This window comes from Nocardia coubleae NBRC 108252, assembly GCF_001612805.1.
Taxonomy (GTDB): Bacteria; Actinomycetota; Actinomycetes; order Mycobacteriales; family Mycobacteriaceae; genus Nocardia; species Nocardia coubleae.
Genome location: NZ_BDBD01000004.1, coordinates 359693 through 373521, shown reverse-complemented (window position 1 = coordinate 373521; position 13829 = coordinate 359693). Strand labels below are relative to the sequence as shown.

16 protein-coding genes are annotated in these 13829 nt (G+C 68.8%); 7 read left to right on the top strand and 9 right to left on the bottom strand.

Annotated elements, in window-relative coordinates:
- The first annotated feature begins 141 nt into the window (after positions 1-141).
- A complete protein-coding gene (locus NCO8_RS03570) occupies positions 142-879 on the top strand; it encodes an SDR family NAD(P)-dependent oxidoreductase (protein ID WP_067636261.1) in 738 nt (245 codons plus the stop codon).
- Positions 880-1149: 270 nt separating this feature from the next.
- Here NCO8_RS03570 and NCO8_RS03565 read toward each other — a convergent pair whose 3' ends face one another.
- Both NCO8_RS03565 and NCO8_RS03560 read right to left on the bottom strand, forming a co-directional pair.
- Positions 1150-1698: a hypothetical protein gene (locus NCO8_RS03565; protein WP_067636258.1), complete on the bottom strand. Its 549-nt coding sequence runs from the start codon at positions 1696-1698 to the stop codon at positions 1150-1152.
- Positions 1698-3578: a DEAD/DEAH box helicase gene (locus NCO8_RS03560; RefSeq protein WP_067636256.1), complete on the bottom strand. Its 1881-nt coding sequence runs from the start codon at positions 3576-3578 to the stop codon at positions 1698-1700. The genes NCO8_RS03565 and NCO8_RS03560 overlap by 1 nt, the downstream gene beginning before the upstream one ends.
- Before the next feature lie 128 nt (positions 3579-3706).
- Between NCO8_RS03560 and NCO8_RS03555 the strand changes: the two genes are divergently transcribed.
- A complete protein-coding gene (locus NCO8_RS03555; RefSeq protein WP_067636254.1) occupies positions 3707-4459 on the top strand; it encodes a TetR/AcrR family transcriptional regulator in 753 nt (250 codons plus the stop codon).
- A 97-nt stretch (positions 4460-4556) separates the two neighbouring features.
- Here NCO8_RS03555 and NCO8_RS32295 read toward each other — a convergent pair whose 3' ends face one another.
- Both NCO8_RS32295 and NCO8_RS31025 read right to left on the bottom strand, forming a co-directional pair.
- Positions 4557-4751 carry a DUF7455 domain-containing protein gene (locus tag NCO8_RS32295; RefSeq protein WP_029903635.1) on the bottom strand — a complete coding sequence of 65 codons (195 nt, stop codon included), beginning with the start codon at positions 4749-4751 and terminating at the stop codon, positions 4557-4559.
- A gap of 105 nt (positions 4752-4856) precedes the next feature.
- Complete coding sequence (locus NCO8_RS31025) at positions 4857-5030, bottom strand: hypothetical protein (RefSeq protein WP_157104669.1); 174 nt, start codon at positions 5028-5030, stop codon at positions 4857-4859.
- A 126-nt stretch (positions 5031-5156) separates the two neighbouring features.
- Between NCO8_RS31025 and NCO8_RS03545 the strand changes: the two genes are divergently transcribed.
- From NCO8_RS03545 to NCO8_RS03535, 3 genes are read left to right on the top strand one after another with little or no spacing between them, the layout of a single operon-like run.
- On the top strand, positions 5157-5546 hold the full coding sequence (locus NCO8_RS03545; RefSeq protein ID WP_084456466.1) for a DUF952 domain-containing protein: 390 nt from the start codon (positions 5157-5159) through the stop codon (positions 5544-5546).
- A gap of 18 nt (positions 5547-5564) precedes the next feature.
- On the top strand, positions 5565-6047 hold the full coding sequence (locus tag NCO8_RS03540) for a cation:proton antiporter regulatory subunit (protein WP_067492837.1): 483 nt from the start codon (positions 5565-5567) through the stop codon (positions 6045-6047).
- A gap of 5 nt (positions 6048-6052) precedes the next feature.
- Positions 6053-7228, top strand: coding sequence for a cation:proton antiporter (locus NCO8_RS03535; protein WP_067636253.1), 1176 nt, complete (start codon positions 6053-6055; stop codon positions 7226-7228).
- Here the strand turns inward: NCO8_RS03535 and NCO8_RS03530 are convergent, their stop codons facing one another.
- The 3 genes from NCO8_RS03530 to ppgK all read right to left on the bottom strand — a co-directional run bounded on the left by NCO8_RS03530 (position 7229) and on the right by ppgK (position 10736).
- Positions 7229-8119, bottom strand: a complete 891-nt coding sequence (locus NCO8_RS03530) for an MHYT domain-containing protein (RefSeq protein WP_084456464.1) — start codon at positions 8117-8119, stop codon at positions 7229-7231.
- 243 nt (positions 8120-8362) lie between these two features.
- Positions 8363-9733 carry an RNA polymerase sigma factor gene (locus NCO8_RS03525; protein WP_067492841.1) on the bottom strand — a complete coding sequence of 457 codons (1371 nt, stop codon included), beginning with the start codon at positions 9731-9733 and terminating at the stop codon, positions 8363-8365.
- A 244-nt stretch (positions 9734-9977) separates the two neighbouring features.
- Entirely contained in the window at positions 9978-10736 is a 759-nt protein-coding gene (gene ppgK, locus NCO8_RS03520) for a polyphosphate--glucose phosphotransferase (RefSeq protein WP_067636251.1), read from the bottom strand.
- Positions 10737-10827: 91 nt separating this feature from the next.
- Between ppgK and NCO8_RS03515 the strand changes: the two genes are divergently transcribed.
- A complete protein-coding gene (locus NCO8_RS03515; protein ID WP_281201932.1) occupies positions 10828-11718 on the top strand; it encodes an inositol monophosphatase family protein in 891 nt (296 codons plus the stop codon).
- Between the two features lie 128 nt (positions 11719-11846).
- Here the strand turns inward: NCO8_RS03515 and cei are convergent, their stop codons facing one another.
- Complete coding sequence (gene cei, locus NCO8_RS03510; RefSeq protein ID WP_067492845.1) at positions 11847-12530, bottom strand: envelope integrity protein Cei; 684 nt, start codon at positions 12528-12530, stop codon at positions 11847-11849.
- A 374-nt stretch (positions 12531-12904) separates the two neighbouring features.
- Here cei and NCO8_RS03505 point away from each other — a divergent pair, with 374 nt between their 5' ends.
- Positions 12905-13207 carry a DUF4193 domain-containing protein gene (locus NCO8_RS03505; RefSeq protein WP_067492847.1) on the top strand — a complete coding sequence of 101 codons (303 nt, stop codon included), beginning with the start codon at positions 12905-12907 and terminating at the stop codon, positions 13205-13207.
- Between the two features lie 25 nt (positions 13208-13232).
- On the opposite strand, the gene NCO8_RS03500 is transcribed toward NCO8_RS03505, so the two are convergent.
- Positions 13233-13769 (bottom strand): DUF3093 domain-containing protein, encoded by a 537-nt coding sequence (locus NCO8_RS03500; RefSeq protein ID WP_084456461.1) that lies wholly within the window; start codon positions 13767-13769, stop codon positions 13233-13235.
- Positions 13770-13829 lie beyond the last annotated feature (60 nt).

Sequence of the window (13829 nt, the reverse complement as noted above, 5' to 3'; positions counted from 1 at the left end):
TTTCTGTGCCGATCGGTAAATATACCGCGATCGCCGTAGCCCAAGATTTCTGTATCGGTTGATAAGAAAAACCTTGACGTGAGCCGGTCCGATGCGCTTCTCTCTTTATGTATCGACCACTACGGAATTGGAGCAGCCTTCATGTCGCACAGCACCACCGTCGCCCTGGTGACCGGCGCCAGCCGGGGAATCGGCGCCGCCATCGCCCGGAAACTGGCATCCACCGGCACCGATGTGGCGTTCACCTACCAGCGCGACGAGGTCGCCGCGAAGTCCGTCGCCGCCGACATCGAGGCGCTCGGCAGGCGCGCGCTGCCGATCCAGGCCGACAGCGCCGATGCCGCCGCCGTGGTCGCGGCCGTCGACCGGACCGCGCACGAACTCGGCGGCCTCCACGTGCTGGTGAACAACGCGGGCATCTTCCCGGCCAAGCCCTACGAGGAATTCACCCTCGCCGAGATCGATCGCGCCCTCGACATCCATGCCAGGGCACCGTTCGTCGCGGGCCAGGCCGCGCTGGCCCACCTCGGCGAAGGTGGGCGCATCATCTCCATCGGATCGAACCTCACCGACCGCGCCCTGTTCGGCGGCCTGGCCCTCTACAACCTGAGCAAGTCGGCCCTCAACGGCTACACCAAGGCGCTGGCCAGGGAACTCGGCCCGCGCGGCATCACCGTCAACCTCGTCCAGCCCGGCCCCACCGACACGGACATGAACCCGGCGGCGGGCGAGCACGCACCCACGCAACGAGAGTTCAACGCGCTCGGCCGTTTCGGCACCCCCGACGACATCGCCGACCTGGTCGCCTTCCTCGCGGGCCCCTCAGCCCGCACGATCACCGGCGCAGTCATCACCGTCGACGGCGGCACCAACGCCTGACCCAGCCGGCTCGAAATGCCGCCGACTATCAGGCGCCCATTCGGCACCCGCCACGCACAGCTGCCTGACGCCGCACGGCATCGCCGATGCCCTACGCCGCACTAGCTGTCGCCACGCCGCACCACAGACGCCACCGGCCAAAGCCCCGCCGCGGTGCCACGCGGTGTGGCTGTCACCACGGGGCACGGCTGGCGCCACGGGTATGACTGGTGCCATCCGGCGCGGCCGATGCCACGCGGCGCGGCCGACGTGGAGTCGACTCGGGCGGGTTCAGCCGGTGACGGAGAAGAAGCAGGCAGGGTCGAGGGTGTGGATGGGGGTCCAGGGTGACTCGGCGACGGGCGCTTCCGGGTCGTGAGTGGTGTCGAAGTAGCCCTGCAATTCCAATGCGAGACGGGGGTTTTCGTCTACCTGACGGGCGATCGTGTAGAGCACCGCGAGCACGTGGAGGCAGCGGGGTGTGCGGGCGGAGCAGGAGCAGTCCGTGCTCACCAGGGTCGGGGCGGGGGAGTGGCCCGCGTCGAGCAGGGCTCGGTGCATGTCGTCGGTGACGACGGTCGCGTCGGGAATCACCTGCTCGATCGCGGTCACCGCCGCGCGCGAGAGCGGCGCCACCTCCACGTGCGCGATCGAGGCCTGCCCGCCCCGGTGCAGGTGCGCGCGCACCGTGCGGCCCTCGATCTCGGTGCGCACCCCGTTGTTGCGGGCGACGCTGCGGGCGCGCGGCAGCAGCGGTTCGGGGCGGGTCTGGCGCAGCGGTTCGGCCAGCCGCACCCAGTCCTTACCCCACGGCGTGTACCCGAACTCGTTGTCTGCCATCAGTTCTCTCGCTTCCGTCGCAGGATGTCGACCAGGGCGTCGTCGTCGAGACGGGCCAGTTCGGCGATGCCCGCGGCATCGGACAGGTCGGTGAGGGCCGACTTGCGGGTGTGCATGCCGGCGATGTGTTCCTCCACCGTGGTGGCGCTGGTGAGCGTGGTGACGGTGACCGTGCGCGTCTGCCCGATGCGGTGCGCCCGGTCCGAGGCCTGGGCCTCCACCGCCGGATTCCACCATCGGTCGAAGTGGATCACGTCGGCGGCGCGGGTGAGGGTGAGACCGGTGCCCGCGGCGCGCAGGCTCAGGATGAGAACCGGTGGGCCGTCGGGGGATTGGAACTCGCGAACGATCGCCGCACGCTGATCGGCGTCGAGCCCGCCGTGGAAGAACGGCGCCCGCACCCCGAACTGTTCGGCCAGGTGGCGCACGAGCAACTCGCCGGTCTGCCGGTACTGGGTGAAGATCAGTGTGGGATCACCGGTGTCGAGATTGGTCGCCACGATGTCGGTACACAGCTCGAGTTTGCCCGAGCGCCCGGACAATTCGCCGAGGTCGCCGGTGACCAAGCCGGGGTGGTTGCACACCTGTTTGAGGTGCGTGAGCGCCGCGAGCACCCGGCCTTGTCGTTGCAGACCCGATCCGAAACCCTCGTCCAGGGCCGCGGCGAGCACCGTGTCGTAGGCCTTCTCCTGCTCCGGGGTGAGGTCGCACAGCAGATCGCTGTGGATCTTGGCCGGCAGCGACGCCGCCACCTGGATCTTCTTGCGGCCGAGCAGCACCGGTTCCACCGCGTCACGCAACCGGGCGGCCGCATCGGCCGAACCCTCCTCGATCGGCCGCACGAATCGGCGCCGGAACTGGGTGCGGTGCGCGAACAACCGGGGCACGGTGAGGTTCAGCAGGGCGAACAGCTCGTCGAGATGGTTCTCCACCGGGGTGCCGGTGAGCGCGACCTTGGCGTCGGCGGGCACCGCACGCGCGGCCCGCGACACCTGGGTGCGGGGATTCTTCAACGCCTGCGCTTCATCGAAGACGACGGTGGCCCAGTGCTTCTCGGTCAGCGCCGACCCGTGCAGACGCAGCGTCGGATATCCGGTGACCACAACTGTCCCCGGGTCTGCGGACACCGCACCGCCACGCCACGACACCACCGTCAGCCCGGGTGCGAACCGTGCGATCTCGTGCACCCAGTTCCCGACCAGCGAGGTCGGACACACCACCAGCTGCGGCCCAGCGGCCCGCCCCTGGAGGAACCCGATCGTCTGCACGGTCTTGCCGAGGCCCATCTCGTCGGCGAGCACCGCCCCGCCGTACGCGGCGACGGTCTCCCGCAACCACCCGACCCCACGCACCTGATACGGGCGAAGGGTCGCCTCGAGCGCCCCGGCGAGCTCCGCCGCCGCGGCTTCGGTCTCCCGCACCACCCGCACCGCCCGCTCGGCCGACACGACCGCCGTCCCCACAGCGTTGGGCACCGCATGCGCCGCGATCGGCAGCTCGAGCGCATTGGCGGCCGCCCCTGCATTCGGGGTGGGCCGTGCATTCGCGGCGGGCCGCTCGCCCGAGCCGAGGCCGGTCGAGGGCCGCCCGTCGTCCGCGTCCGCACGAGCTTCATCGGTGGTGGGCGCCTCCCGATGGTGATGGTCGACGTCCGCGCGGGCGTCGTCGAGGAGCATGCGCCAGGCCAGGGCCGAAGGGCCCAGCTCGGCGACGGACAACTCGAGCAACTCCGAACCGGTCACGACGGCGGCGGGTACCTCGACCGGCTCGAGCGCCCTGCGCTCACCGACCGGCAGCGCCAGCGTCAACGTCTCGGGGTCTCCGACGTCGCGTGGTGGGCGCCCGGCACCGAGTCCGCTCCAAGTCCACAGGGCGAACAGGTGACGATCGGGAAGATAGGTGGCCTGGATGGCGGGCAGAACATTCTCCTCTGATCGGGCAGCGCGAACAGGCTAATAACGTACACTGTACTGAATTTGTTCCCGACCGACCGGAAAAGGTTCCGCGCATGCCGACCGACGGCAGATCCACCGACCAGGCCGCCCAGCTCGTGCAGCTGCTGTGGCGTCATGCCCTGCCGGCCAAGCCCGGCGCGCGCGGCCCCAAACCCGGCCTCACGGTCGACGCGGTCGTGGCGGCGGGCATCGCCCTGGCCGATCGCGAGGGCATCGGCAAGCTGACCATCCGCGCGGTGGCCGCCGCCCTCGACGTGCGTGCCATGAGTCTCTACACCTATGTGCCGAGCAAGGAGGCGCTGCTGGTGCTGATGGTCGACGCCGTGGCCGCCGAGGACGAGCCGATCCCCGCCGAGCTGCCGCTGCGCGAGCGCATGATCGCCGTCGCGGACCGGGTCCGCTCCGAGCTCCTCGCCCACCCGTGGCTGCTCGAGGTGTCGCCGTGGCGCCAGGTTCTCGGCCCGGCGAGGATGCGCCGCTACGAGAACCAGCTGCGCGCCATCGACGGCGCGGGGCTGTCGGATCTGGCGATGGACCGCGCCATCGCGGTGCTCACCGATTTCGCCACCGGCAATGCCCGCCTCGCCGTCGCGGCGGCGGGCGCGGCCGACCAGCTCAGCGATGCCGATTGGTGGCGGGTACACGGCCCGCTGCTGGCCGAAGTGATGCCCGCCGACCAGTTCCCCCTCGCCACACGCGTGGGCACCACGGTGGGCGAGCACTATCAGGCCCCCGCCGATCCGGACGGTGCCTACGCCTATGGTGTCGCCACCCTGGTCGACGGCATCCTCGCCGACACCGCCTGACCCCGGACACCACAACAGCGGGCGCCGGAATCCGGTCGCCCGCTGTCGGGGGTTTTCTATTGTCGGATGTTGTTGTGTTCGGACGCGAGAGGAGTGGTCAGAGAGCTGGAGCCGATTCCGTGTCGATCACGGCTTCGAGCTCGCGCAAACGGTCCATGTGTTCATTCGCGTGGTGCTGGCAGAAGAGCAACTCGCCACCCGCGGGAAGAACGGCACGCACTCGGGCAGCCGCCCCGCAACGATCGCAACGATCGACCGCGGTCAGTGGGGTGCTGGTCAGGGTTCCTGGCATGACTCCTCCGTCCCGGCTCCCGGCGCTGCGTGGCCGTTCGCCTAGGTGTGGGCCCCGTGGTCACTCCACGTGGCTCGCGTCCGCTACTTCCCAGCAGTGGTACGACTACTCTGTCAGACGTTCGGGGTTCAGGCTTTGTTCCCGGAAGTGAATCTTTGTGTTTTCGATAACACGACCTGCGGTTTCGCTGAAAGCGAACATGCGCTGGTCGTCGGTCTCGAGCACCCGCCGATCACCCGTGGCGCCGTTTCCCACCTCCTGTTCGATCCTGACACTCATCGACTGTGTCGCTCGCTGTGGTGTTGCTCGTTACGCCACGAGCTCGATCACCACCGTGCGGCCCCACCGCCCACCGTGTGACAGGGTCTTCACCGTCCGAACCTGTTGTCTACCCGGAGATTACCCGTGATATCCGACACTCACACGCTTGTTCACCTGTGTTCTTTCCAAGAGTGGCAACAATTTGCGCACGACGGGCAACGCCGCCCGCCGTCGCTGGCCGAGAGCGGCTTCGTGCACCTGTCCACCCCCGAGCAGGTGCGGCTGCCCGCGAATCGCCTCTTCGCCGGTCGCACGGATCTGGTGCTGCTGTGGCTGGACCCGGCCCGGCTCGCGTCGCCGCTGAAGTGGGAACCGGGCGTGCCGGGCGACCCGGAGTCGATGCTGTTCCCGCACCTGTACGGGCCGCTGCCGGTCGCCGCGGTGCTCGACGTTTCGCCCTATCGACCGGGCTCGGACGGCGTGTTCCATACCCCACGCCGACCGGGAGTGGCGCCGGACACAACCGGGCTCTGACGGGTCTATCGTGGATATGTGAATGTCGATGTCACAGCGCTACCGGGGATCGGAGTGCGCAAGGATTTCGAGGTCAGGTCGGGGCGCCGCGTCGGGGTGGTCGCCCATCGCGACGGTGACATCGATCTGATCGTGTCCAAGCCCGACGACCCCGACGCCATAGCCGCGCAGGTGCCGCTGTCGGTGGACGAGGCCTCGGTACTCGCCAACCTCCTCGGCGCACCACAATTGGTGGCCAAGCTCAACGACGACCACCGCGATCTGCCCGGCATCACCACCCGGCAGCTCGTGCTGCTCGCCGAGTCACCGTACGCGGGACGCACACTCGGCGAGACCGGGATGCGGACCCGCACCAAGACCTCGATCGTGGCCGTGATGCGTGCCGGCCAGCTCCACCCCTCACCAGGTCCGGACTTCACCTTCACCGAGGGCGACCAGCTCGTGGTCGTCGGCACGCCGGAAGGCCTGGACGCAGCCGCGAAGATTCTCACGCACGGCTGACGGCCGTGACCGCGCAGGCCCTGGCGCTGCTCGAACTAGGCATGATCTTGTTCGCGCTGGGGATCTGCGGCCGGATCGCGGGCCGGTTCGGAATGTCACCGATCCCGCTGTACCTGCTGGGTGGGCTGGCGTTCGGGCGTGGCGGTTTCGTGGAACTGGAGGGCGCGACCGAATTCGGTCACGTCGCCAGCGAGATCGGCGTGGTACTGCTGCTGTTGCTGCTCGGGCTCGAATACACCGCACCCGAACTGATGACCGGGCTGCGCCGCTCCTGGACCGCCGGTGTGCTCGACCTGCTCGCCAACGCGCTGCCCGGCGCCGCCGTCGCCCTGATCCTGGGCTGGGGCGTTCTCGGCGCCGTGGTGCTCGGCGGCGTCACCTACATCTCGTCCTCGGGGATCGTGGCCAAACTCCTCGACGACCTCGGCCGCCTCGGTAACCGCGAAACCCCGGTGGTGCTCTCGATCCTCGTGTTCGAGGACCTCGCGATGGCGGTGTATCTGCCCATCCTCACCATGATGCTGGCGGGCCTGAGCCTGCTCAGCGGGCTGGTGTCGCTGGCCGTCGCGCTGGCGACGATCACCGTGGTGCTCGTGGTGGCGTTGCGGTTCGGGCGGGTGGTCTCGGCGGTGCTCGACAGCACCGATCGCGAGGTGTTCCTGCTGCAGCTGATCGGCGCGGCGCTGCTGGTCGCCGGTGCCGCCTCGGCGCTGAACGTATCGGCGGCGGTCGGCGCCTTCCTGCTCGGCATCGCGATCTCGGGATCGACCGCGCAGGAGGCGGCCAAGCTGCTCGAACCGCTGCGCGATCTGTTCGCGGCCATCTTCTTCGTGGCCTTCGGCCTGTCCATCGACCCGGCTGCCATTCCGCCGGTGCTCGCCTGGGCGGCGGGGCTCGCGGTGGTCACCACGGGCACCAAGATGGTCGTCGGCTGGTGGGCGGCGAGCAGGCAGGGCATCGCGCGGGCGGGCCGGGCGCGAGCGGGTGCGGCGCTCGTCGCCCGCGGCGAATTCTCCATCGTCATCGCCGGTTTGGCGGTGAGCTACGGCACCGCCGACCACCGCCTCGTCGCTCTCGCGTCGGCCTATGTGCTACTGATGGCGGTGCTCGGTCCGGTCATCGCGCGCGTGATCGAACCCGTCGTCACTCGCGGTGGGCGCCGGAGCCTTTCGGCGACGTGACTAGTCGATGACCCGGCGCGGCCAGGCACCCGCCACGTCGTAGGCCAGTTCCTCCGTGCGGTATTCGATCGGCTCCTGTATCCGCACCGGCGCGGGCATCGCCGGCGGCGGTACGGCACGCTGACGCGGCTGGTGCCGGGAGGTGAGCCACATGCGCGGCAGCGCCTCCTCGTTCTCGATCTCGGTGAGGCTCACACTGATCAGCACCAGCATGGTGACGATGCTGCTCACGCCGATCAGCGGTGCGAGCAGTTCCATCGCCCCCGCCCCCGAGGGCGGCCCGCCATGGTGGCCGGGGTGGGCCTTCATGGCCGCCATGCCGGTGTAGTGCATGCCGGTGACGGCTACGCCCATGATCAGCGAGGCACCGATGGTGGCCAGAAATCCCTTGACGCGCAACGTGAACCACAGCGCGACGATCGAGGCGACCACCGCGATCACCAGCGACAGCGTGACGATCAACGCGTCGTAGGACACCGTTGCCGTCGACTTCATCGCATACATGCCCGCGTAGTGCATGGTGCCCACCCCGAGTCCGGCGATGGTGCCACCGCCCACGAGCGAGCGCAGCGTCGGCTGCGGTTTGTTCACCATGAACAGCCCGATCCCGACGACGACCATCGCCGTGACCGCGCTGAGCAGCGTCAGGGGGACGTCGTAGCGGATCTCCGCGCCCCGGATGCTGAACCCGAGCATGGCGATGAAATGCATGACCCAGATGCCGGTTCCGCCGATCGCGATGGCGGCGCCGACGAGCCAGCTCACCCGTCCCTCGGTGGCGTTGCGTCCACGCGCGGCGCACTGCAGTCCGAGCAGGCAACCGGTGACGGACATGAAATAGGCGAGAACAGGGGTGATCCAGCCGTAGCTGAAGTGATAGATGTCGAGCACGCCGCGCAAACCCTCAATGCCGGTACCGCTGACCGGTCGGCGGTAGAACGAAAAGCTGGACGTGACGATACGGCGAAAACCCCGAATTCGGTGCCATCACAGCGCAATCGGGGAGTGTGGGTTTGATCACGAAACGATTACCGCGCGTGTTCTGTGGTAAACAGACCGTTCGGAATTCGGCGTGGGGCACAAGAAAAGGCCCGGACCCCTTGTCACAGGGTCCGGGCCTCGTCTCGCGAATGCCTAGTCGAGGTAGTCGCGCAGCACCTGCGAACGGCTCGGGTGACGCAGCTTGCTCATCGTCTTGGACTCGATCTGCCGGATGCGCTCACGCGTGACGCCGTAGACCTGACCGATCTCGTCGAGGGTGCGCGGCTGACCGTCGGTGAGGCCGAAGCGCAACCGCACCACGCCCGCCTCACGCTCGGACAGCGTCTCGAGCACCGACTGCAGCTGATCCTGCAGCAGGGTGAAGCTCACCGCGTCGACCGCGACGACCGCCTCGGAGTCCTCGATGAAATCGCCGAGCTGGCTGTCGCCTTCGTCGCCGATGGTCTGGTCGAGCGAGATGGGTTCACGCGCGTACTGCTGGATCTCGAGGACCTTCTCCGGCGTGATGTCCATTTCCTTGGCCAGCTCCTCCGGGGTGGGCTCACGGCCCAGGTCCTGGAGCAGCTCGCGCTGGATGCGCCCGAGCTTGTTGATGACCTCCACCATGTGCACCGGAATACGGATGGTGCGTGCCTGGTCGGCCATGGCACGGGTGATGGCCTGACGGATCCACCACGTGGCGTAGGTCGAGAACTTGTAACCCTTGGTGTAGTCGAACTTCTCGACCGCGCGGATCAGGCCCAGGTTGCCCTCCTGGATCAGGTCCAGGAACGCCATGCCGCGGCCGGTGTAGCGCTTGGCCAGCGACACCACCAGACGCAGGTTGGCCTCGAGCAGGTGGTTCTTGGCCCGGTTGCCGTCGCGCACGATCCAGTTGAAATCGCGGCGGGTGGTCACCGACAGCTTCTCGCCCGCCTCGGCGAACTCGCGCATCTTCTCCGCCGCGAACAGGCCGGCCTCGATCCGCTTGGCGAGTTCGACCTCCTCCTCGGCGTTGAGCAGCGCGACCTTGCCGATCTGCTTGAGGTAGGCGCGGACCGAGTCGGCGGAGGCGGTGAGTTCGGCATCCTTGCGCGCCTGACGCAGCGCCTCGGATTCCTCCTCGTCCCAGACGAAATCGCCGGAGGCCTTGTCCTTCTCGGTCGGCTCGGTGGTGTCGGCGGCATCGGCGGTGTCGTCGGCGACCTCCTCGACGATGACATCACCGTCGGTGAGTTCGTCCTCGGCGACCTCGAGATCACCGAGATCGTCGAGTTCGATCGACTCGTCGTCGAGTTGCTCCTCGCCCCCCTCGGCCGCGGTCGCCTTCTTGGCCGCGGTTTTCTTCGCCGGGGCCTTCTTGGCGGCAGCCTTCTTCGCCGGGGCCTTCTTGGCAGCGGCCTTCTTCGCCGGGGCCTTCTTGGCAGCGGCCTTCTTCGCCGGAGCCTTCTTGGCGGGAGTTACGGCGTCGTCGGCATCGGCGTCGGCCGAGTCGGCGGTCTGACGGGTATTCGTGGCTACCACGTACGCCCTTTCGTGACGGTCTCGTGCGGCGTCACGCCAGAGTGGTTTCCGGCGGAGCGGTCGGTCGGGTTGCACCGGCGGTGCGTCGGTCGGGTGCTCTCCGGTTCGTTCACCGGCTTGCTCGCGACCGGCTGAGGCCGGAAGGTTTCACCGGCTCACCGCCGGACGTGTTCCATTGTAACGATCCAACCAGGGTACTCAGTGCCACGATGCCCTCCAGGCGTTGCGGCGTCGTCCTCGTGCGCTACGGCGCGATGCCCCCGGCGATGGCCATCGCCGCGCCGACGATACCCGCGGTGTTCTTCAACACGGCCGGAATCACCGGAGTTCGGTTGGTGAGCAAGGGTATCCACTGCTCGTGATCGCGGCTGATGCCGCCGCCCGCCACGATCACCTTCGGCCAGAAGAGGTTCTCGATGTGGATCAGGGCCTTGCTCACCCGCTGCGCCCACTCCGGGTAGGTGAGGCCGTCGCGGTCCTTGATCGAGGCGGCGGCCATGTGCTCGGCCTCCACCCCCTCGACGACGAGGTGGCCGAGCTCGGAGTTGGGCACGAGGGTGCCGTTGTAGAGCAGCGCCGAGCCGATCCCGGTGCCGAAGGTGAGCAGCAGGGTGAGGCCGTTCAGGTCGCGGGCGGTGCCGTAGCTGTCCTCGGCGAGCCCCGCCGCGTCGGCATCGTTGAGCACCGTCACCGTCCGCCCGCCGAGCGCGGCCGAGAACAGGGCGCGCGCGTCGGTGCCGATCCAGGCGGGGTCGATATTGGCGGCCGTGCGGGCGTGTCCGTCGAGCACCACGCACGGCAGCGTGATCCCCACCGGTCCCTCCCAGCCGGCCAGCGCGACGAGTTCGGCCACCGCCGCCGCCACCGCCTCGGGCGTGGCGGGTCGCGGAGTGGCGATCTTGAGCCGCTCATGGGTGAGCAGACCGGTGTCGAGATCGACCACGGCCCCCTTCACACCACTTCCCCCGATATCGATGCCGAATGCGTGCCCCCGAGCGGACATGGATGAACCCCTTGCCTGACGCGGTCGATGTGCCGGACAAAGAGTAGCGGTAGTCACTGCTCGCTCGGGCTCCCGCATATGATCCGATGGCGTGGTGCCTCAACACAGTTCCGTTGCCCCCGCCACGACCGCCGCCGACGAACGACTGCGCGAGCTCGCCGTCGAGCTCGCCGAGACCGCCGCCGCGCATGTGCGTGCCCGCCGACCCGAGGTGTTCGCCGACGGGGGACCCGTCGACGGTGCCGTGGCGACCAAGGGCCACGTCACCGACCCGGTCACCGTGGTCGACACCGAATCCGAACAGCTGATCCGCGACCTGCTCGCCCAGCGCCGCCCCGACGACGCGATCCTGGGCGAGGAGGGCGGCGGCGATGTCGCTGCCACCGCGCCGGGCGCCGTCACCTGGGTGGTCGACCCGATCGACGGAACCGTCAACTTCCTCTACGGCCTGCCCGGATACGCGGTCTCGGTGGCAGCGGTGATCGACGGCGCCCCGGTGGCGGGCGCGGTGGCCGACGTGGCGACCGCGACCACCTACAGCGCCGTGCGCGGCGGCGGGGCGTTCGCCGTCACCGCCGACGGCACCCGCACGAAACTGTCCTGCACCCAAGAGGATTCGCTGTCGGTGGCACTGGTCGCCACCGGTTTCGCCTACGGCACCCAACGTCGCGCCGACCAGGCGAGGCTGCTCACCGAGATCCTGCCGCGGGTTCGCGACATCCGCCGCCTCGGCGCCGCCGCCATGGACCTGTGTCACGTCGCCTCGGGTCACCTCGACGCCTACTACGAGCACGGGCTCAACGCCTGGGACTGGGCGGCGGGCGCCCTCATCGCCGCCGAAGCGGGCGCGGTGGTGCACGTCCCGCCGGTCACCGTCGGCGGTGCCGCGGGCGAACTGACCTTCGTCGCCGCCCCCGGCATCGCCGAAGACTTCGCCACCCTCCTCACCGAGACCGGCGCGACAACACCCCTACCCGACTGAGAAGCCGGGGCCGGTTTCTCGGCCGCCTCGATCTGGACTGACCGGAGGGTGCGACGAAGGAGTGCCCGCAGGGAGGGAAGATCGAGGCCCCCCGGGCCGAGAAACCCGCGGCGCCAGCCGCCGATACCTCAGCACTTGACGGTGCGGGCGGCGTCGAGGAGGTCGGGGTCGATGGAGGACGAGCTGGCACCGGGGGCCAGGTTCTTCAGCGCGCGCAGGACCGCTTCGGCGTCGGCGCTCGGGCGCAGCGACTCGCCGAAGGCCAGGCCGAGCACCAGGTCGACCGAGTCGTCGGTGCGCGGGTCCTCGATCAGTTCGGCACAGGGCGCGACCAGCTGCACCGAGGCGGCGGCCGGCCTGCCGTTCACGCCGTAGCGGATCTGGCCGGTGCAGTTGAGGTCACCGCTGACATAGACCGGATCGTTACCGACCTGTGTCCCCGGTGCGCTCGCGAAGCCGAGGTCACCGAGCGCGGAGGCGATGTTGCCCGCCTGTCCGCTCTTGCCGTTGGCGTTGAACACCCGCACCTTGGACTCCGACAGCGCCGCCGGATCCACCTCGTCCAGGCGCGAGGGCCCGACTCGGGTGCCGAGCGGTGCGGGCTTGGGTGCGTTGGTCGCGGTCGGTGTGCTCGGCGCGTTGCACGCCATCGGCTCGTTGTTGTCCTCGCGGGTGCGGAACGCCGCCACCCACACGAACAGGGCCACAAGAGCCAGCACGAGGACCATCGCGAGCCACAGCTCGGGGCGCCGTCGCGGAAAGGGTTTGCCGTCGCGATCGGTCGCGCTGCCTTCGGTGATCAGTGAAACCACGCGCTCACTCTACGAGTCCGCCGCCGGTGCGCGAGTGCGGGAGGTCTCGGCGAGTTTCCCGGCAGGTGAAGATTCGTCGTCGGTTTCGTCGCGGCGGGGTTTTGATTGCGACATTTGTCGGTAGGTCCGCTATTGTCTGCCCGCCCAGATCGAATAATCACCCGTGAAACGGTGGTCGGTCGCGGGAACAACAAGGGCATGTCCTGCGTTAACCGAACGCTGTCGGAGTAGATCGAGCAACGATCCACCTGATAGTCGAGCGGTGTACGTGTGAGGTGCACCACCGGCGGGGCGGTCGAGCGCCGTCTCCCTGCGGGGACGTGGCAATCGAACTGATCCGGTATTTACGGAGTAAGGACTGAGGGGAAGACGACATGGCAACCGACTATGACGCACCGCGGCGCACCGAATCCGACGAAGTGTCGGAGGATTCGCTCGAGGAGCTGAAGGCCCGCCGCAACGAGGCGCAGTCCGCCGTCGTGGACATCGACGAGACCGACACAGCGGAATCGTTCGAGCTTCCCGGCGCGGACCTGTCCGACGAGGTGCTCAGCGTTCGGGTGGTCCCGAAGCAGGCAGACGAGTTCACCTGCTCGAGCTGTTTCCTCGTGCACCACCGAAGCAGGCTGGCCAGCGAGAAGGGTGGCGAGATGATCTGCATGGACTGCGCCCTCTGACGCGTTCCACGGCGAGGTAGACGGGTCAGCCCGCGCTCGGGAGTCCGAGCGCGGCCAAGACCCGGTCGGGCCTGCGCGTGCTGATCAACCAGTACGGCGTCGGGTCGTCCGGGTCGTCGAGGACGAGCAATGCCATCGGCCCGATCCAGGGCCGGTGCTGGACATAGGCGGCGGGGTCGAGCTGACGACCAAGCGCTGCGCTCTTGGCCGTCGGTGCGACGGCCGCGGCCCGCGCGACGAAGCTCACCGGCAGGTGGGCGCGGTCGACGCGCAATTCCGCCGTTCCCTCGGGGGTGACGGCCACTTCCAGCCGGTGACGGCTCATCCACAACAGAATCCACACGGGCACCGGTGCCATCAGCACGTACGGCAACCAGGCCCGCAGCCCGGGCGCGCCCATGTGGAACTCGGCGGCGATCAGCCCGGCGATCGCGAAGCCCACCGGCCACCACCACAGTGGCACCCACAGGCGCTCCCGGTAGGGCGACGCGGTGGGCGCGGCGGCCGCGCGGGCGTCGGTGTCTGCGGCGTCGGTGGTCGGAGAATGGGACTGGTCGGGCACGGTTCAAGACTAGGCGATCGTGGCAGGGTCGTGACGCGCTGGTCCGGCTCCGAGCGCGTA

Coding starts and splice junctions, on each gene's coding strand:
- NCO8_RS03570 (WP_067636261.1), top strand. CDS start 142: ATGTCGCACAGCACCACCGTCGCCCTGGTGACCGGCGCCAGCCGGGGA.
- NCO8_RS03565 (WP_067636258.1), bottom strand. CDS start 1,698: ATGGCAGACAACGAGTTCGGGTACACGCCGTGGGGTAAGGACTGGGTG.
- NCO8_RS03555 (WP_067636254.1), top strand. CDS start 3,707: ATGCCGACCGACGGCAGATCCACCGACCAGGCCGCCCAGCTCGTGCAG.
- NCO8_RS32295 (WP_029903635.1), bottom strand. CDS start 4,751: ATGCCAGGAACCCTGACCAGCACCCCACTGACCGCGGTCGATCGTTGC.
- NCO8_RS31025 (WP_157104669.1), bottom strand. CDS start 5,030: ATGAGTGTCAGGATCGAACAGGAGGTGGGAAACGGCGCCACGGGTGAT.
- ppgK (WP_067636251.1), bottom strand. CDS start 10,736: ATGTCCGCTCGGGGGCACGCATTCGGCATCGATATCGGGGGAAGTGGT.
- NCO8_RS03505 (WP_067492847.1), top strand. CDS start 12,905: ATGGCAACCGACTATGACGCACCGCGGCGCACCGAATCCGACGAAGTG.